Source organism: Glycomyces tritici (assembly GCF_030403505.1).
The window spans coordinates 37911-54885 of the sequence record NZ_JAUEMJ010000009.1 but is presented as its reverse complement, the minus strand read 5'-3'; the positions used below and the strand labels follow the sequence as shown (position 1 = coordinate 54885).

19 protein-coding genes and 1 pseudogene are annotated in these 16975 nt (G+C 72.9%); 10 read left to right on the top strand and 10 right to left on the bottom strand.

The features are described 5' to 3' along the window. The first annotated feature begins 23 nt into the window (after window positions 1-23). On the top strand, window positions 24-323 hold the full coding sequence (locus QWI33_RS23135) for a LysR family transcriptional regulator (RefSeq protein WP_289959505.1): 300 nt from the start codon (window positions 24-26) through the stop codon (window positions 321-323). Here the strand turns inward: QWI33_RS23135 and QWI33_RS23130 are convergent. From QWI33_RS23130 to QWI33_RS23120, 3 genes are read right to left on the bottom strand one after another with little or no spacing between them, the layout of a single operon-like run. Beyond that, window positions 317-1180 carry a serine hydrolase gene (locus QWI33_RS23130; protein ID WP_289959301.1) on the bottom strand — a complete coding sequence of 288 codons (864 nt, stop codon included), beginning with the start codon at window positions 1178-1180 and terminating at the stop codon, window positions 317-319. The genes QWI33_RS23135 and QWI33_RS23130 overlap by 7 nt on opposite strands. A 20-nt stretch (window positions 1181-1200) precedes the next feature. After that, window positions 1201-2322, bottom strand: coding sequence for a DUF1648 domain-containing protein (locus QWI33_RS23125; RefSeq protein ID WP_289959300.1), 1122 nt, complete (start codon window positions 2320-2322; stop codon window positions 1201-1203). Continuing rightward, window positions 2319-2717, bottom strand: a complete 399-nt coding sequence (locus tag QWI33_RS23120) for a GntR family transcriptional regulator (protein ID WP_289959299.1) — start codon at window positions 2715-2717, stop codon at window positions 2319-2321. The genes QWI33_RS23125 and QWI33_RS23120 overlap by 4 nt, the downstream gene beginning before the upstream one ends. A gap of 56 nt (window positions 2718-2773) precedes the next feature. Here QWI33_RS23120 and QWI33_RS23115 point away from each other — a divergent pair. The 4 genes and pseudogenes from QWI33_RS23115 to QWI33_RS23100 all read left to right on the top strand — a co-directional run. Continuing rightward, window positions 2774-3451, top strand: a pseudogene (locus QWI33_RS23115) (ABC transporter ATP-binding protein); the annotation flags it as partial. 35 nt (window positions 3452-3486) lie between these two features. Further along, the gene (locus QWI33_RS23110; RefSeq protein ID WP_289959297.1) at window positions 3487-4281 is read left to right on the top strand and encodes a hypothetical protein; all 795 of its coding nucleotides are present in this window, start codon (window positions 3487-3489) and stop codon (window positions 4279-4281) included. Between the two features lie 20 nt (window positions 4282-4301). After that, on the top strand, window positions 4302-4658 hold the full coding sequence (locus tag QWI33_RS23105; RefSeq protein WP_289959295.1) for a hypothetical protein: 357 nt from the start codon (window positions 4302-4304) through the stop codon (window positions 4656-4658). 80 nt (window positions 4659-4738) lie between these two features. Next, window positions 4739-5056 carry a hypothetical protein gene (locus tag QWI33_RS23100; protein WP_289959294.1) on the top strand — a complete coding sequence of 106 codons (318 nt, stop codon included), beginning with the start codon at window positions 4739-4741 and terminating at the stop codon, window positions 5054-5056. Between the two features lie 80 nt (window positions 5057-5136). On the opposite strand, the gene QWI33_RS23095 is transcribed toward QWI33_RS23100, so the two are convergent. The 3 genes from QWI33_RS23095 to QWI33_RS23085 all read right to left on the bottom strand — a co-directional run bounded on the left by QWI33_RS23095 (window position 5137) and on the right by QWI33_RS23085 (window position 9589). Beyond that, complete coding sequence (locus QWI33_RS23095; RefSeq protein ID WP_289959293.1) at window positions 5137-7578, bottom strand: S8 family serine peptidase; 2442 nt, start codon at window positions 7576-7578, stop codon at window positions 5137-5139. Between the two features lie 102 nt (window positions 7579-7680). After that, on the bottom strand, window positions 7681-8916 hold the full coding sequence (locus QWI33_RS23090) for an MFS transporter (RefSeq protein WP_289959292.1): 1236 nt from the start codon (window positions 8914-8916) through the stop codon (window positions 7681-7683). Beyond that, window positions 8894-9589 (bottom strand): mycothiol-dependent nitroreductase Rv2466c family protein, encoded by a 696-nt coding sequence (locus tag QWI33_RS23085; RefSeq protein WP_289959291.1) that lies wholly within the window; start codon window positions 9587-9589, stop codon window positions 8894-8896. Before QWI33_RS23085 ends, QWI33_RS23090 begins: the two co-directional genes overlap by 23 nt. Window positions 9590-9629: 40 nt before the next feature. On the opposite strand from QWI33_RS23085, the gene QWI33_RS23080 reads away from it, so the two are divergent. Further along, window positions 9630-10121 (top strand): MarR family winged helix-turn-helix transcriptional regulator, encoded by a 492-nt coding sequence (locus tag QWI33_RS23080; protein WP_289959290.1) that lies wholly within the window; start codon window positions 9630-9632, stop codon window positions 10119-10121. A gap of 35 nt (window positions 10122-10156) precedes the next feature. Here the strand turns inward: QWI33_RS23080 and QWI33_RS23075 are convergent, their stop codons facing one another. The 3 genes from QWI33_RS23075 to QWI33_RS23065 form a co-directional block, all read right to left on the bottom strand. Then, the gene (locus QWI33_RS23075) at window positions 10157-11005 is read right to left on the bottom strand and encodes an NmrA family NAD(P)-binding protein (RefSeq protein WP_289959289.1); all 849 of its coding nucleotides are present in this window, start codon (window positions 11003-11005) and stop codon (window positions 10157-10159) included. 137 nt (window positions 11006-11142) lie between these two features. Further along, a complete protein-coding gene (locus tag QWI33_RS23070) occupies window positions 11143-11727 on the bottom strand; it encodes a TIGR03086 family metal-binding protein (RefSeq protein ID WP_289959288.1) in 585 nt (194 codons plus the stop codon). Between the two features lie 69 nt (window positions 11728-11796). Next, the gene (locus QWI33_RS23065; RefSeq protein ID WP_289959287.1) at window positions 11797-12777 is read right to left on the bottom strand and encodes a helix-turn-helix transcriptional regulator; all 981 of its coding nucleotides are present in this window, start codon (window positions 12775-12777) and stop codon (window positions 11797-11799) included. A gap of 85 nt (window positions 12778-12862) precedes the next feature. On the opposite strand from QWI33_RS23065, the gene QWI33_RS23060 reads away from it, so the two are divergent. The 4 genes from QWI33_RS23060 to QWI33_RS23045 all read left to right on the top strand — a co-directional run bounded on the left by QWI33_RS23060 (window position 12863) and on the right by QWI33_RS23045 (window position 15936). Then, on the top strand, window positions 12863-13267 hold the full coding sequence (locus QWI33_RS23060; protein ID WP_289959286.1) for a VOC family protein: 405 nt from the start codon (window positions 12863-12865) through the stop codon (window positions 13265-13267). 2 nt (window positions 13268-13269) lie between these two features. Further along, complete coding sequence (locus tag QWI33_RS23055) at window positions 13270-13623, top strand: YdeI/OmpD-associated family protein (RefSeq protein WP_289959285.1); 354 nt, start codon at window positions 13270-13272, stop codon at window positions 13621-13623. Window positions 13624-13686: 63 nt separating this feature from the next. Next, entirely contained in the window at window positions 13687-14847 is a 1161-nt protein-coding gene (locus tag QWI33_RS23050; RefSeq protein WP_289959284.1) for a pyridoxal phosphate-dependent aminotransferase, read from the top strand. A gap of 156 nt (window positions 14848-15003) precedes the next feature. Further along, a complete protein-coding gene (locus tag QWI33_RS23045; protein WP_289959283.1) occupies window positions 15004-15936 on the top strand; it encodes a DMT family transporter in 933 nt (310 codons plus the stop codon). Window positions 15937-15995: 59 nt separating this feature from the next. On the opposite strand, the gene QWI33_RS23040 is transcribed toward QWI33_RS23045, so the two are convergent. Then, a complete protein-coding gene (locus QWI33_RS23040; RefSeq protein WP_289959504.1) occupies window positions 15996-16829 on the bottom strand; it encodes an undecaprenyl-diphosphate phosphatase in 834 nt (277 codons plus the stop codon). Window positions 16830-16975 lie beyond the last annotated feature (146 nt).

Here is a 16975-nt window from a genome sequence, read left to right as displayed (position 1 = left end):
GATATCGTTGCCGCGTGGACATCATGCGGCACTTGGAGTGTTTCCTGGCAGTAGGTGAAGAACGTCACTTCGGCCGGGCCGCCGAGCGCCTGGGGATGGAGCAGCCCCCGCTGAGCCAGCGCATCCGGCGGCTCGAGAAGGAGCTGGGCGCGGAGCTGTTCGACCGCGGCGGCGGGCAGGTCCAGCTCACTCCCGCGGGGCACGTGCTCATGCGGGAGGCGCCGGAGCTGCTGCGGGCGCACCGGCGGATGCGGACGCTGGTCCAGCGGGCGGCCGAGACCGACCCGGCGAACCCGCCGCGGCCGTGGTCCTCGATCTACTGATCCGCGTCGAGCGCCTCGGTCAAGGCCAGTGCGGCGCGGCTCATGGCGAGTTCGACTTCGCGGAAGTTGCCGCGCGTGACCTGCACGAAGACCGCGATGGCGTGGCGGCGGCCGTCGGGCCACTCCCAGACGGCGACCTCGTTGAGCCGGCCCGGGAGTGAGCCGGAGCGGCCGAACGGCCGCACCTCGCTGGGGGCGAGGCGGGAGAGCCGGCCGCCGGTGAGCTGGCGGCCCATCCAGCGGCGCACGTCGGCGGCCACGGGTGCGGGTCCGTTCCAGATGTGGCGCAGGAACGCGGTCATGTCGGCGGGGGTGGAGGCGTTGGTGCGCATCGGGTCCCAGGCGCTGGTGGCGCGCAGTTCGGCGGTGGTGACCGAGCCGGCCTCCAGGACGTGGGCGAGGGCTTCGAGGTCGGCGATGTCGAGGTCGCGGGCGACTTCCTCGAGGATGGCGCGGGGCGCGCCGAGCAGGCGCGTGTCCTTGAGGCCGAGGCGGCCCGGGAGGCTGCGGAGGGCGCCCGCGCCCATGTGCTTGACGACGAGGTCGGCGGCGGAGTTGTCGGAGACCTCCATCATGAGCGAGGCGAGGTCCCACACCGCGATCTGGGAGTCGTAGCAGAACCCGGCGACGCCGGTGCCGCCGAGCCGGTCGGCGGCGGTGATGCGGACCGGGGCGGCCGGGTCGATGCGGCCCTCCTCCACCTGGCAGCGGAACTCCCAGGCGATGAAGAGCTTCACGACGGACACGAGGATCACCGGGTCGGTCTCGCCGAAGCCGGTGCCGCGCCCGTCCGACACGTCCCGGATGTGGGCGCTGACCTTGGCGCCCAGGGGTGCGAAGAAGCGGTCGAGGTCCATGGGGGCTCCTGGTCGGGCGGTCACAGGCCGCGGCTGGGGAGGTCGACGATACCGAGGAGCGCGGCGCCGGCCACGACCAGCACGAGGAGCGCGACGGCGCCCCAGCCGACCGGGTGGCCGAGGTTGACGGTCCACTGGAACCCGCCCGCGCGCTGGTGCACGAGGACGGCCGGGTCGTCGCGGTTGGCGTACACGAAGCCGCCGAGGTGCCAGTGCCGGTCGTCGTCGCGCTGCACCAGGCCGGTGTCCTCGGGCTCGCCGCCGGGCAGGCGGTGGCCGCCGGCGCCGACGCGGACCTCGAGGGCCACGGCGGCGGCCGCGGCGACCAGGAGCGGCGTGAAGACCGCGAGGGTGGCCGCGGGTGAGGGCGGCAGGACTTCCCAGAGGCGCAGGGCGATCCCGAGGAGCGTGAGGTTCGCGCACGCGGCGGTGAACAGGAGCAGGTTGGCGAGGGATCGCAGGTAGATGCGGTAGCGGCGGGCGGAGTCGGCGGGGCGGGCGGCGTCGATCTCGGGGCGGGACTTCAGGACCGCGGCGAGCAGGAGCGGCACCGCGATGGTGATCGCAGCCTGGGCGAGGACCGGGTGCGCGGCGGTGAGGAAGCTCGCGGGCACGCGCGGTCCGCCGTCCAGGGACAGGCCGTCGAGTCCCGGGAGCGTGTCGGGGAGCGACCCGGCGCGGGCGGCCCCGATGGCGATGGTGGCCGCGAGGACGAGGGCGGCGGGGATGGTCCGGCGCCAGGGCACGCGCACCGGGTCGGCGCGGAAGCTCAGGTCGGCGGTGACGGCCTGCTCGGCTCCGGCGTACCAGTCGCCGGCGGCCTTCGCGGCCCGCACCCGGCGGCCCGCGAGCGCGTACGCGGCGGTGTCGCACATGACCAGCGCGGTGACCGCGGCGGCGGTGACCGCTTCGGGGTCGATGATGAACGCGGCGGGGACGGCGAGTGCGGCGGTGAGGGCGCCGCAGGCGACCACGGTGCGAATGAAGCGCTTGCGGGCCTTGAGGATCGCGGGATCAGAGGCGCGGGCGGGCGGGGCGGCGACGCCGAACGGGAGGCCGGGCCGGGCGAGGTCCGGGACGGACCGGAAGACGGCGGTCACCAGGGCCGTGGTGAGCAGCAGGGTGATGAGCGAAAGGGTCACGGTTCGGTCCTCGCTGCGGTGAACGCGCCGAGCATCCGGTCGGTGCGGGCCAGGACCTCGTCGCGATCGAGGCCGTGGGCGAGGGCCTCGGCGAGCATGATCGCCAGCCGCTCCTGCCAGGCGTCGGCGACGCCTGGCTCGGGCGGGCCGGAGGTGCGGTCGCGGCGGATGACCGCGCCGCTCTTGCGGTTGACGCGGATGAACCCTTCGTGCCGGAGGAGGTCGTACGCCTTGTTCACGGTGTGGAAGTTGACCGCGAGGTCGGCGCCGAGCTGCCGGGTGGAGGGCAGCGGCGTCTCGGCGGTGAGCTCGCCGGTGGCGATGGCGGTGACGATCTGGTCCCGGATCTGCTGATAGATCGGGATCTCGCTGTCCACCGCAAGCGTGATGCGCATCCGTCAAGTCTATCTGATATACATGAACTAGAACAGATAGAAGAGATGGAGTTCAGATGCGCCCTCCCCACCGCCTCGAGATCCGGGGCCTCACCAAGCGCTTCGGACCGGTAGAGGCCGTCACCGGCCTCACCTTCGACGTCGAACCCGGCCGCGTCACCGGCTTCCTCGGCCCCAACGGCTCCGGCAAGACCACCACCCTCCGGATGCTCCTCGGCCTCGTCGCCCCCGACGCCGGCACCGCCCGCATCGGCGGCAGCGACTACCGCGACCTCGCAGCACCGGCACACACCGTCGGCGCGGTCCTGGAGGCCTCCAACTTCCACCCCGCCCGCACCGGCCGCGACCACCTGCGCGTCTACGCCGACATGCTCGGCGCGCCGGCCGCACGCGTCGCGGACGCCTTGGCGCTCACCGGCATCGCCCACGCCGCCGACCGACGCGCGGGCGGCTACTCCACGGGCATGCGCCAGCGCCTCAACCTCGCCACCGCGCTCCTGGGCGACCCGCCCGTGCTGATCCTCGACGAGCCCACCAACGGCCTCGACCCCGAAGGGATCGCCTGGCTGCGCCGCCTCCTGCGCGACCTCGCGGCCGAGGGCCGCACGGTCCTCGTCGCGAGTCACGTCCTCGCCGAAGCCGAGCAGCTCGTCGACGACGTGGTCGTCATGCACCGCGGCAGGCTCCTCACCGCCGGGCCCCTGAGCGAGCTGACCACCGACGCCACCGGCCTCGAGCAGGCCTTCCTCCGACTGACGGGAGCCGCGGCATGAACCGCCTCGTCCGCGCCGAACTGCGCCGCCTCTTCTCGACCCCGCTGTGGCGGTGGGGGCCTCCCGTCGCCGTGCTCTCCGGCGGCGCGCTCACCGCCGTGGCCGTGCTCGTGGGCCCCGAGAACTTCGACCCGCCGATGCCCGGCATCGACACCGGGCCCGGAGTCCGGTTGGCGCTCAGCCTGATCGGGCTCACCGTGCTCGCCCCCGCGCTCTTCGGGGCGCTCGCGGTGACCTCGGAATACCGGCACCGCACCATCACCTACACGTTCCTGTTCGCGCCCCGGCGCCACCGGGTCCTCGCGGCGAAACTCGCCGCGTACGCCTTGGCCGGCACCGGGTACGGCCTCATCGTCGCCGGATCGGCGGCGATCGCGCTCTACGGCGCCGCATCGGCCCGCGGCATCGAGGTCGGCGCCTCCCCGGGGGCGGTGGCGGCGATGCTCGCGTGCCTCGCGGCGGCGATGGCCGCCTACACCGTGATCGGCGTGGGCGCGGGGGCGCTGCTGCGGGATCAGACCGCGGCGCTCGCCGTGCTCGGCGCGTACCTGTACATGGTGGAGCACCTGCTCGTCCTCATCCCCGGCGTCGGCGCGGTGTACCCGTTCCTGCCCGGCGGGGCCACCGCCGCACTGACCCAGGCGAGCCTCATGGGCGAGGCCTCCATCGAGGTCACCGGGTCGGCCGCGGCCCTGCTGCCGCCCGCGCTCGGCGCGGCGGTGCTGCTCGCCTACGCGCTGCTGGCCGCGGCGGCGGGCGTACTGCTGCCCATGCGACGCGACGTCACCTGAAGCGAGAGAAGGAGATCGACATGGCCGAACTGGCATGCACCGACACGCACCTGACGGTTCGACTCACGGGGGCCAGGCGGGCCTTCGGGCGCTGGCGGCCCCTGGTGGTCCCGCTGGCGGCGATCACCGCCGTCCGAGCCGACCCCGAAGCGGCCCGGGCCTTCCCGGGGCTGCGCTGGGGCAAGGCGACGAACCTCCCCGGCGTCGTCAACACGGGATCGTTCCGCCGAGGAGGGAGCCGCGACTTCTGGGACGTCGCGAAACCCGAGCACGCCATCGTGATCGAACTCGAAGGCGCCCGGTACGACCGGCTGATCCTCGAAGTCGACGACCCCGAGCGGGCGGTCGCGGAGCTGCGCGCCCGGTCGGCGGTCTAGGCACCGGGCCACGGCGGCCCGGCCCGCGGTGAGGGTAACTCGCCTCGGTCCTGGCCGGGGCGTCACTATGCTTGGCGTTCATGGAGGAGCATCCGCTGGTCCGGGAGGTCTATCCCGAGCTCGTCGCCGAACTCGCCCGCCTGCTGGAGGCCGAGGGCGAGCGGCATTTGGCGATCCTCGCGCACGACCTCCGCCTGGTCGGCCCATGCGAGTGCAAGGACGACTTCTGCCAGAGCTTCCGCACCGCCGAGCACCCGCCCGGGACGCCGTACGGGCCCGGACATCGCAACGTGATGCTCGACCCGGAGGAGGGCATGATCATCCTCGACGTCGTCTACGAGCGGATCGTCTACGTCGAGGTGCTGTTCCGACCGCCGATGACTCATCGGGGCACGTAGGCCGAGGCGTTCCACGATCCCGTTGCAAGCATCGTCGCGTGTGGGCGGCGGGCCCCGTATCGGGAGCCCGCCGCCTTTCTTCACCGGGAGGCGGGCATCGGGGCGAGTGCGGCGGCGCCGTCGTCTTCGGCGACCGCGTTCGTGGCGGCGAGCGCGAAGTCCTGGCGGAGGCCGTCGGCAGGGGCCGCGCCCGGGGCGTGCCGGGTGACCGAGACACCGCGCACGCGGACCGTGTAGACGCCGTCCTCGGGTGCGGTCACCGTGATCTGCTGGACGTTGTTCGTGACGCGCGTGGCCGGGCCCGCGTCCCAGTTCAGGACCTCCCCTGACGGCGTCTCGAGCTGCAGGTACAACTCGTTGACCAGGCCGCCCAGGCCTTCCAGCGACGGCGCGTCCGTCCACACCAGCGTGACCTTCAGCGGCTGGTCGGGGTCGGCGGCCTCGATCCGGAAGCGGCGGATCTCGCCGGTCGCGACCGCGTCGTCCGGGTCGTCGGCGAAGCGGCTGAGGTGTGCGGCGCCGATGGCGCGGGCGACGTCGATGCGGCCGAAACCGCTCACCGGGTTCGGGCCCGCGGGGACCTCACCGGGGTACTGGCCCGGCATCGCGACCGCGCCGTTCACCAAGAGCGCCTTCAGGAGCGCCGCGGACGGGCGGCGTCCGTCCGCGAGGTGGCCCTGCGCGGCGAGGTGCTGGCGCACGATCGCCGCCGCGCCCGCGACCAGCGGCGTGGCCATGCTCGTGCCGCCGCTCCAGCAGTAGCGGTCGCGCAGCGGGTGGCCCTCGGGCAGGCGGCCCCACAGCGGCTCGTCGTCGCCGGCGTACACGGAGGTGAGCATGGACAGGACGTTCGTGCCGGGCGCGACCACGTCGGGCTTGATCCGCAGGTCGTCCGTGGGGCCGCGCGAGGAGAACGCGGCCATGCCCCCGGCGTCGTCCGAAACGTGCCCGGCCGCGCCGAGCTTCGGGTAGCGGCCCAGCTGGCTCCAGTTGCGGTCGATGCCCGGCGGCGGCTCGGAGCCGCTCGGCCGCTGGTTCTCGCTGGCGCCCACGGTGAGGCAGTTCTTGGCGGTTCCGGGCGAGCCCATCGAGTCGGGGTCGATGAGGCCGTCGTTGTCGGCGTCCGCGCCGTCGTTCCCGGCCGCGAAGAGCACCAGCATGTCCGGGTGGGTCCACATGAACTCGTCGACCGCCCGCGCGTTCTGCCCGTACTCCCCCGCCAGCGGCGCGCCCCACGAGTTGGTGTGCACGCGTGCGCCCGCCTCGTAGGCCTCGCCGAACAGCGCGCCGAGGTCGCCGGGTATGCCGTACAGACCCGATGCCGGTGGCGGCCAAGGGGTCGTGAACGGCTGCAGCCCGGCGGCGGCGAGCTCGGCTCGAGATTTCCATCTGATTTTTTGATTGATCGCTTGAAAAAAGAGCGTCGCTTCGGGCGCGATGCCGGCCGGGACCGGTCCGGCACCGGCCTGGCGGGCGGCCTCTCCGTTGCCGAGGACCGAACCGGCGACGTGCGTGCCGTGCCCGGAGTCGGTGTCGGCCGGGCCGTCGTCGTGGCCGGGCGGGTCGTTCGTGAAGGGCGCCAGCACTTTCCGGGTCGGCCAGGAGGTGATCGCCATGATCCGGCCCCGCACGTCCGGGTGGACGGTCTCGGGGTCGCCGTTGTCGAGCCCGGAGTCGGCGACGGCCACGATCTGGCCGGTGCCCGCGAGCGCGAGGGCGCCGAAGCGGTGGTCGGACGGGACGCCCATGATCGCGGCGGCCTTGTCGTTGCTGGTCTGCGAGAACGCGTACGGCATGATCGCCTGCACGCCTTCGAGGTCGGCGAGTTCGGCGATCACCGAGCGCGGGACGCTCGCCACGAGGGACTTCGGGAGGGCGGTGAAGACCGAGCCGCCCGCGTCGCGGATGCGGCGGGCCAACGGTGCGGTGTCCTCGCCGGGGAAGACGGCGACCTCGATCATCTGCGGGCCGTCGTCCGCGAAGTCGTCGGGGTCGACGGCCGCGAGGTACGCGGCGTCGAGGTCGCGGCGCGGCGAGGGGTGGAGCTTCGGGGAGACCTTCATGGCCGGGCGGTACGGGGTGACCTCCTCGACGAAGCCGAGGGCCCGGACCGCTTCGGCGCGTTCGGGAAGGAACCCGGCGAGCAGGGTGAAGCCGGAGAGGCTCCCGTGGAGGTCGGCGCCGGTTTCGGCGAGTTCGTCGAGCCAGGAGCTGATCGGCGGGCCCACGAGTTTGACGAGGTAGTAGGCGGTGCGGCCGGGTTCGGGGTCGATGTGGACGGCGGTCTGGGCGTCGAGCGCGGCCGCGAACTGGAAGCTGGCGCCGGCGGTCTGGACCGGCTGCTCGGGCAGCGGCGTGGTCTCCAGGCCTTGCGCGGCGAGGTCGCGGGCCTGGCGGAGTGTGCCGTGGACGAGGAGCTGGTCGGGGTATTCGGCGAGGACTCGGGCGCCGGATTCGCGGACACTGTCGAGGACGGTGTCGCGGTCGTCGGTGCGCCGAAAGGTCACGAGGAGTCTGGACATGGCGGCCTTCTTCGGAGGGGAGGATCGGCCGTCCCGCCAGGGCGGTGGAGGGCGGCCATTTTTCAGGCTACGCCCCGATCACCGTGTGTAGGGTCCCGCGTTTCAGGCGGTCGCCGGCACCGGGGCCGGATGCGGGGATGGGGCGGGGCTCCGGTCGGCGCGCAGGAGGATCAGGCCTCCCGTGAGGACGGCGGCGCCGAGCGCGGTCCACAGTTGCCAGGTCCCGGCGTCCAAGAGGAAGCCCAGGAGCATGGGGGCGAGGGTGCGGCAAAGCGACCAGGAAAGTTGGTAGACCGAGAGGTAGCGGCCGCGCATGTGGTCGGGGGCGGCGTGCACGGCGAGGCTTTCGGCGGGCGCGGAGTGGATGAGCTCGCCCGCGGTGTAGACGACGGCGACGGCGATGACCGCGATGGCCGCCGCGGTGCCTTCGAGCGCGGGCAGGCATGCGAAGGCCGCGAAGGAGAGTGCGAAGACGGCGGTGCCGAGTGCGGCGCCGCGGCCGCGGGGGATGCGGGACATCAGGCGGGCGACGGGGACGCCGAGCCCGGCGACGAGCGCGGTGTTGACGGCGAAGACGACGCCCGCCATGGCGTCGGGGAGGCCGGTGTCGCGGGTGAGGAACACCGGCATCGCGATGGCCTGGGCGGTGTAGCCGAAGCCGATGAGGAAGTTCGCGGCCGTGAGACGGCGGTAGCGGCGGTCGGCGAGAACGGTCCGGTAGCCCCCGCCGGGCCCCGTGGCGGGCCGGGGTGCGCTGTTCGCGCGCAGGGGGATGCGGGCGACGAGGACCGCCGCCGCGGCGAACGATCCGGCGAGGGCCAGCGCGGCGGCGAGGTAGCCGCCGTCGCCGACGGCGAGCATGCCGGCGGCGGCGAGGGCGCCGAATCCCATGCCGCCGTTGCGGAGGCTGCGGTTCCAGGCGAGGAGGCGGTCGCGTTCGGCGCCTTGGGCCATGTCGCCGATGAGGGACTGCTGGCTCGGTGCGGAGGCCCACATGGCGATGGCGACGACGAGCGCGACGGCGAGGAAGGCCGGGTAGGCGGTGGCGAAGGGGTAGAGCGCGAAGGCGGCGGCGCGGAGGGCGAGTGCGCCGATGTAGACGTGCTTGCCGCCGCGGCGGTCGATGAGGATTCCCACTGCGGGCATCGCGGCGAGGGCGCCGAGTCCGGCGAGGGTGAGGCCGGTGCCGATCGCGGTGAGGGACTGGCCGGTGAGGGCGTGGACGAAGAGCATGGTGAGGGGGACGTAGATGCCGTTGCCGACGGCGTCGACGAAGCTTGCGGCGATGAACCTGCGGCGCGCGGGCGCGGCGGAGTCAGGCGCGGTCGGGAGCGGCACTGTTGAGAGAGGCTCGGTCGAGAGGGGCACTGTCGAGGGACGCAGGGTCGAGGGAGGCAGGGTCGAGTGCATTGCGGCTCCTTTTGAGTTCGGCGAAGGCGTCGAGGCGTGCGAGGGTGCGGACGGCGTCGAAGAGGGCGGTGGCGTCGTCGCCGCCGGGGATCGCGGTGAGGACGGGTCCGAAGTGTCCGGTGCCGTCGACGACGGTGAGCGGCGTGCCCGAATCCTCGCCCACGGCGTCCTGTCCGGCCTGGTGGCTGCGGCGCAGGGCGGCGTCGAACTCGTCGGTGCGCGCCGCGTCCGCGAGGTCGGCGGGGAGTCCGGTCGCGGCGAGAGCTGCGGCGATGACCCGGTCGTAGTCCTTGTCGCGGGCGAGGTGGATGCGGGTGCCGAGGGCGGTGTAGAGGTCGCGGAGGACGCCGCCGCCGTGGCGCTGCTCGGCGGCGGCGCAGACGCGGGCGGGGCCCCAGGCGCGGTCGTTGAACTCGCGGTACCAGGGTTCGATGTCCCTGTGCTCGTTGAGGACAGAGAGGCTCATTATCTTGAAGCGGAGCCGGAGGGGGCGCCGGCGCTCCACTTCGAGGAGCCAGCGGGAGGTGATCCAGGCGTAGGGGCAGGCGGGGTCGAAGTAGCAGTCGACGGTGGGGACGCCCGGGATGATTTCATCTTCCATGGAAGACATCTTATCTTCCCTGGAAGGTATAATGCAAGACATGGAGAGCGATGCCGTGGCGCACATGATCGACCAGTGGAAACGCGAGCGACCGGACCTGGACGCCTCGCCGATGCTCGTGGTGGGCCGGATGTACCGGCTCGTCGGCCTGTGGGACCGGCGACTGCGGGAGCCCTTCGCGGAAGCGGGTCTCGGCAACGGCGACTTCGACGTGCTCGCGGCCTTGCGCCGGGCCGGCGCGCCCTACGCGCTCTCGGCGGGCGAGCTGAGCCGGGAAGTGCTCGTCACGACCGGGGCGATCACGAAACGCGTCGACCGGCTCGAAGCGTCCGGGCGGGTCACGCGATCGGTCGCCGAAGCGGACTCGCGCGGGCGCACGATCGCCCTCACCGAGGCGGGCCTGCGGCTCACCGACGAGCTGATGGAGGCCCACCTCGCGAACCAGCGCGAACTCGTCGAAGGACTGAGCGGCGCGGAGCGGTCCGCGCTGGCGGGCCTGCTGGCGAAACTGGCGGTCGACACCGAAACATGAAGGCCGGGCCCCGCAAGGGCCCGGCCTCAGTGCGGTCAGGCGGCCCAGGCGCCTTCCGCGGCGGCGCGCTTCGCCCAGTCGGCGAACGCGGTCGGCTTGCGCCCCAGGACCTGCTCGACGCCGTCCGCGACGTCGCCGATCTTGCCTTCGCGCATGACCCGGTACATCACGTCGAGGAAGAAGACGAGGTCCTCGGGGAGCTGCTCGGCTCGCAGCGCCGCGGCGTACTCCTCGGGGCCCACGGACTGGAACACGACGGGCTTGCCCGCGGCCTGCGCGATCGCGTCGACCGCCGCCGGGAAGGTGAGCGACTCGGGGCCGCTCAGTTCGTAGGTCCGCCCGTGGTGGCCGTCCTCGGTGAGGACGGCGGCGGCGACCTCGGCGATGTCGTCCACGTCGATGAACGGCTCCACCGTGTCCTCGACCGGCAGGACCAGCTCGCCCGCGAGGATCGCCCCCAGCATGTCGCCTTCGCTGAAGTTCTGGTTGAAGTTGTTGGCCTGCAGCACGGTCCATTCGAGACCGGAGGCCTTGACCGCCTCCTGGGCCGCGTACATGCCGACCGCTTCGGGCCCGACGCCGGCGGCTTCGGCGACCACGTGGATGCGCCGGCCCGACTGGGCGACGAGGCGGCGCACGCCCGCCTGCTCGGCGGCGGCGGCGACCGCGGCGGCCGGGAACGGCTCGTCCGGCGGGATCAGGTAGGCGGCGCTGACGCCTTCGAGCGCCGCGGCCCAGGTCGACTCGTCGTGCCAGTCGAAGCGGATCTCGGTGCTGCGCGAGACCGCGCGGACGGTGTGCCCGGCCTCGCGGAGGCGGGCGGTGAGGCGGCGGCCGACCTTGCCGGTCGCGCCGGTGACCAGGATGATGTTCTCGTTGCTCATGTCCCCCAGTCAACTCGACCGGGGACGCCGCGCCCATCGCTGAGACGCCACGATGCATGCGCGTTCGTCTACGTCCTTTGACGCGCGGCGATGCGGGCGGCGGACCGGGAGGGTCCGCCGCCCGCGGGCGTTCGGTGTCAGGCCTTCCACTCCGGGTCGCGGCCGAGGTAGCGCAGGAGGGCCGCGACCGCGTCGTCGCCGTCCTGCGGCTCGAGCGCCGGAGCGTAGGCGCCCCAGGCGCGCAGCGGTTCGACGATCTGCTTGGCGGCGATGAGGATCGCGCTCGCGGCCTCCTCGCTGAGCGGCTGCGCCTGGCCGGTCGCCTTCGCGATGTCCCAGGCGTGGACGGCCGCGTCGAGGGCGCAGGCGCCCACACCGGTCACCGCGTCGAGCGAGTTCGGCGGGACCGGTACCGGCACCGCTTCGGCGTCCGCTGCGACGGCCGCCCAGGCCTCGGCGGCGGCACCGGTCGCGGCCGAGGCGTACCCCGCGGGGTCGGCGACGGGCGCTCCCGAAGGGGCGAACGGGTTCTCGGCCGGGCCCTCGCCGCCGGTGAGCGCGGAGGCGTAGGCGAGCTGGTCGCCCGCGGCGTGCTGGAGCACCTGGGTGACGGTCCACTGGTCGCAGGGGGTGGGCAGCTGCCACTGGTCGTCGCCCACGCCCCTGACGGCGTTGAGGAGAGCGTCGTGGGCTTCGGCGAGGAGGGGCCAGGTCGTGGTCATGTCGTGCTCCTTGAGGTGTGTGCGGTCGCTGTCGCTTCCGATATCATCAGTCTATCAGAACGGAATACTTTATTCCACTACTTTCCCGAGGTTGTTCGGATCGCCTGCCGCCGCGACATAGCGCGCGGCGAGGGCGTTGAGGTGGTCGCGCAGCGACTGCGGGGACTCGACTATAAAGGGCAGCCCCAACCCGGTGATGTAGTTCGTGAGGTCCCGCAGGGAGTCGCTCCCGGTGCGCCACAGGCACTCGCCCTCGCCCGCCGGTTCGAGCAGGCCGCTGCCCGGCGGGAGCATCCCCGCGACCCGCTCGACCGGCGACTGCAGGCGGATCACGGCCTGATGGCGCCACGCCGAATGCCCCAGGCCGCGCAGGACGTGGGCGACCGCCTCCTCCGGCGGCTCCTTCGGCGTGAACCGGGGGCCGTTGGGGGTCCGCAGGCCGATCCGGTCGGCGCGGAACGTGCGCCAGTCCCCGCGGTCGACGTCCCACGCCAGGAGGTACCAGCGCCGCTCGGTGTAGACGAGCCGGTGCGGCTCGGCCCGGCGCCGCGACGCCTCCCCCGCCCGGTCGCGGTAGTCGAAGCGCAGCTGCTCATGCCGGTAGACGGCCTCCGCGATCCCCGTCAGGACCCCCGCGTCCACCGTGGGTCCCGCCGCGGCGGCCGAAGCGGTTGCGGCCCTGAGGATGTCGATGCGCCGCCGCAGCCGCGAGGGCATCGTCTGCTCCAGCTTCGCCAGCGCCCGCAGCGAGGTCTCCTCGATCCCGGCGACCGAACCCGAGGCCGCCGCGCGCAGGCCCACGGCGACCGCCACCGCCTCCTCGTCGTCCAGCAGCAGGGGCGGCATGGTGTTCCCGGCCTCCAGGCGGTAGCCGCCGGCGCTGCCGGTCGTGGAGTGGACGCGGTAGCCGAGCCGGCGGAGCCGGTCGATGTCGCTGCGCACGGTCCGGGTGGTGACGTCGAGGCGCTCGGCGAGGTCCGCGCCCGTCCAGTCGCGCTGGGCCTGCAGGAGGGCGAGGACGCGGAGCAGGCGCGCGGAGGTCTCCAACATTTCCCGATTCTCGCACGCATTGCGGAAGCAAACCTTCCGCAATGGGTCATAGCGTGGGGTGCAACGACGACAAAGGAGCAAGCACATGCTGCGAGGATTCAGCACCATCAGCTTTTTCGCCGAGGACCTCGATGCCGCGAAGGCCTGGTACACCGACCTGCTCGGCGCCGGCCCGTACTTCGAAGTGCCCGGGTACATCGAGTTCCGGGTGGGCGACTACCAGCACGAGATCGGCATCGCGCAGGGCGAGTGGGCGCCCCACGACATGGGCGCCGCACCCGGCGGCGCCATCGCGTACTGGCAGGTCGACGACCTCGACGCGGCGATCGCCCGGCTGACCGCCATGGGCGCCAAGGAGTACGAGCCGAAGATCGTGCGCGGCGAGGGGTTCGAGACGGCCTCGTTCGTCGACCCGTTCGGGAACGTGCTCGCCGTCATGTACAACCGGCACTACCTCGACACGCTCGCCTCGTTCGGCAAGGGGGCCTAGGGGTGGAACCGCTCGATCTCGCCGACCGCGCCGAGTGGGAGGCCTGGCTGGAGGCCCATCAGGGCGAGCGCGAAGTGTGGCTGCGCATCGGCAAGGAGCGCTCCCCCGAAGGGCGGCTCCGGATCGGCCCGGCCCTGGAGGCCGCCCTGTGCTTCGGGTGGATCGACGGCCACCGCAAGCGCCTCGACGAGGACTCGTTCCTGCAGCGCTACTCGCCGCGCACCAAGCGCAGCCCGTGGTCGAAACGGAACCGGGGCATCGCCGAAGCGCTCATCGCGGAGGGCCGGATGCGCCCGGCGGGGCTCGCCGAGATCGAGCGGGCGAAGGCCGAGGGCCGCTGGCCCGCCGACGACTGAGGTCGCGGACTGGGATGATGGCCGGGTTCGTCCAGCGCTGTTCGGAAACCAGGAGGAGACACCGTGAGCGGACCCGGCCGGCGGCCCCAGACCACGATCTTCACGACCATGTCGGCGCTCGCGCTGCGCCACGGCGCGGTGAACCTGGGCCAGGGCTTCCCTGACGAGTCCGGGCCCGCGCGCGTCATCGAGGCCGCCGCGGCCGCCATGCGCGACGGGCACAACCAGTACCCGCCGCTCGCCGGCATTCCCGAACTGCGCCAGGCGATCGCGGCGCACCAGCGGCACTGGTACGGCCTGGCGCCCGATCCGGATGAGGGCGTCACGGTCACCGCCGGGGCGACCGAGGCGCTGACGGCGGCGATCCTCGCGCTCGTCGACCCCGGCGACGAGGTGATCGCGCTCGAGCCGAGCTACGACTCCTACAAGGCCGCCGTCGCCATGGCGGGCGGGACGCTGGTGCCGGTGCGGCTCGAGGCGCCGGAGGGCGGCGCGGGGCACTGGCGCCTGGACCGGGACCGGCTCGCCGCCGCCGTCACCGATCGCACCAAGGTGCTGCTGGTCAACTCGCCGCACAACCCCACGGGCACCGTGCTGGACCGCGGTGAGCTGGAGGCGATCGCGGCGCTCGCCGTCGAACGCGACCTCATCGCGGTCACCGACGAGGTGTACGAGCACCTGGTCTTCGACGGCCGCGAGCACGTGCCGCTCGCGACCCTGCCGGGCATGTGGGACCGCACGGTCACCATCGGTTCGGCCGGGAAGACGTTCTCGGTGACCGGGTGGAAGATCGGCTGGGCGACGGGCCCGGCCGAGCTGGTCGCGCGGGTGAAGGACGTCAAGCAGTGGCTGTCGTTCGCGTCCGGCACGCCGTTCCAGTACGGCATCGCGACCGCGCTGGCCTCGGAAGACGGGTTCTACCGGGACTACGCGGCCGGCTACCAGGAGCGGCGCGACCTCATGGTGGCCGGACTCAGGAGGATCGGGTTCGACGTGCACGAACCGGAGGGCACCTACTTCGTGACCGCGAGCGCGGCCCCGTTCGGGTACGCGGACGGTCTGGCGTTCTGCCTGGAGCTGCCCGAGCGGTGCGGGGTCGTGGCGATCCCGAACCAGGTGTTCTACCTCGACCAGGCGGCGCGTCCGGAGGTCCGGTTCGCGTTCTGCAAGCGCCTGGACGTGATCGAGGAGGGGCTCCAGCGGCTGGGCGCGGGCCTGGCCTGACCGGTAGGGTGGCGCCATGCCACTGGGATTCCTGCCCCCGCCCGCCGCCTGAGGCGGGCACCTGATCCATTGCCGCGCAAGGCGTTGTAAGCCTCGGCGCAAATCCGGCATGCCCGCAGACGAGCACCTGTCCACTCGCTCCCTGCTGGAGAACGCATGTCAACGACCCTTGCCCCCGCTCGCCCTGCCGAAGCCGCCAAGCGCGGCCTCGGCTACCTCACCGTCACCGGCCTCGCCTGGGGCACCACCGGCGCCGCCGCCGAACTCGTCTACCGCGCAAGCGATCTCGGCCCCGCGGCCGTCTCGTTCTGGCGCCACCTCGGCGGCCTCGTGCTGCTCCTCGCCTTCACCGCACTGCGCCGACGCCCCCGCGCCGAGCACACTGCGCCGCTGCGGCGCCGCCTGCCGCTCCTGATCGGGGTCGGGGTCGGCATGGCGGTCTTCCAGACCGCCTACTTCGCCGCCGTGGACGCCACCGGCGTCGCCGCGGCCACCCTGCTCACGCTCGGCACCGGGCCGATCCTGACGGCCTTCGGCGGCCGCCTGCTCCTCGGCGAACGCCTGGGCCGCGGCGGCGCGCTCGCCGTCGCCGGAGCGGTCACCGGGCTCGGCGTCCTGGTCCTGGGCAACGGCACCGGCGTCGTCGACCCGGCCGGCGTCGCGCTCGCGCTGCTCTCCGCCGCCGGGTACGCGGCCGTGACGCTGCTGGGCCGCGCGACCGGCCGCCGCAGCGACGGCGAGGACCCGTTCACGCTCACCATGTGGTCCTTCGGGATCGGCGCGGCGCTGCTGCTCGCGCCCGCCTGGTTCGAGGGCCTGGCGCCCGCGGCCGGGGACCCGGTGCGGGCGTTCGCGATCGTCGGGTACCTCGCAGTGTTCACCACCGCGCTGGCCTACCCGCTGTACTTCGCGGGCGCGGCCCGGGTCCGGGCGACGACGGCCTCGGTGATGATGCTCATCGAGCCGGTCACCGCCGCGTTCCTGGCCGTCGCGCTGCTGCGCGAGCCGCTCACCCTCGCCACCACGGCGGGCGCGGTGGTCCTGCTCGGCTCGATCACGGCGCTGGCCCTGGCCGAGTCCCGGCGCTGACGGGCCGGGGACGCGGAAGAGGGCCGGTCGAACAACCGGCCCTCTTGCAGCGCAAGGGATCAGGTGGCGCTGAGGTAGCCCGTCTCCAGCATGATGACGACGGCGACGCCGAGGATGCAGCGGTACCAGACGAAGATGAAGACGCTGTGCTTGGCGACCCACTTGAGCATCCAGTGCACGGCCGCCAGCCCCACGAAGAACGCGATGATCGTCGCCACGAGCATCTGCGCGCCGCTGGGCACCGAGCCCTCGGTGGCCGGGTCGAACACGTCGCCGAGGCTGAGGATGCCCGCGCCGAACACCGCCGGGATCGCCAGCAGGAACGAGTACCGTGCGGCCACCGTCCGGTCGAGGCCGATGAACAGGCCCGCCGTGATCGTGCCGCCCGAGCGCGAGACGCCGGGGATGAGCGCGCCCGCCTGCGCGAAGCCCAGGATGAGGCCGTCCCGCATGCGGAAGTCCTTCCAGGTGCGGGTCTTCTTGCCCACCAGCTCGGCGAGGGCCAGCAGCAGGCCGAAGAAGATGAGGCTGAAGGCGACGAGCCAGAGGTTGCGGGCCCCGTCGCGGATCGCGTCCTTGAAGATGAGGCCGAAGAACACGATCGGGAGGGTGCCGATGATCACGTACCAGCCGAGCCGGTAGTCGGTCTCGCCCCGCAGCTCCTTGTCCCACAGGCCCTTCCACCAGGCCACGAGGATGCGGACGATGTCCTTCCAGAAGTAGAGGAGGACCGCGGTCTCGGTGCCGAGCTGGGTCACGGCGGTGAAGGACGCGCCCGCGTCCTCCTCGAAGAACAGCGCCGAGGTGAGGCGCAGGTGCGCGGACGAGGAGATCGGCAGCATCTCGGTCAGGCCCTGGACGACCCCGAGCACGATGGCCTCGAACCAGGTCATGTCGACCACGGGGAGGCCTCCTTCCGGGCACGGGTCCTGCAGGGGGAAGTGTGCATTGGCGCTTCTTTCGTCGCATCGACGGTCAGTCGTCGCGCGGGTGGTCCAGCGGTGCCGCCGTGCGGCTCCCGGCGCGACGGGGACATCTT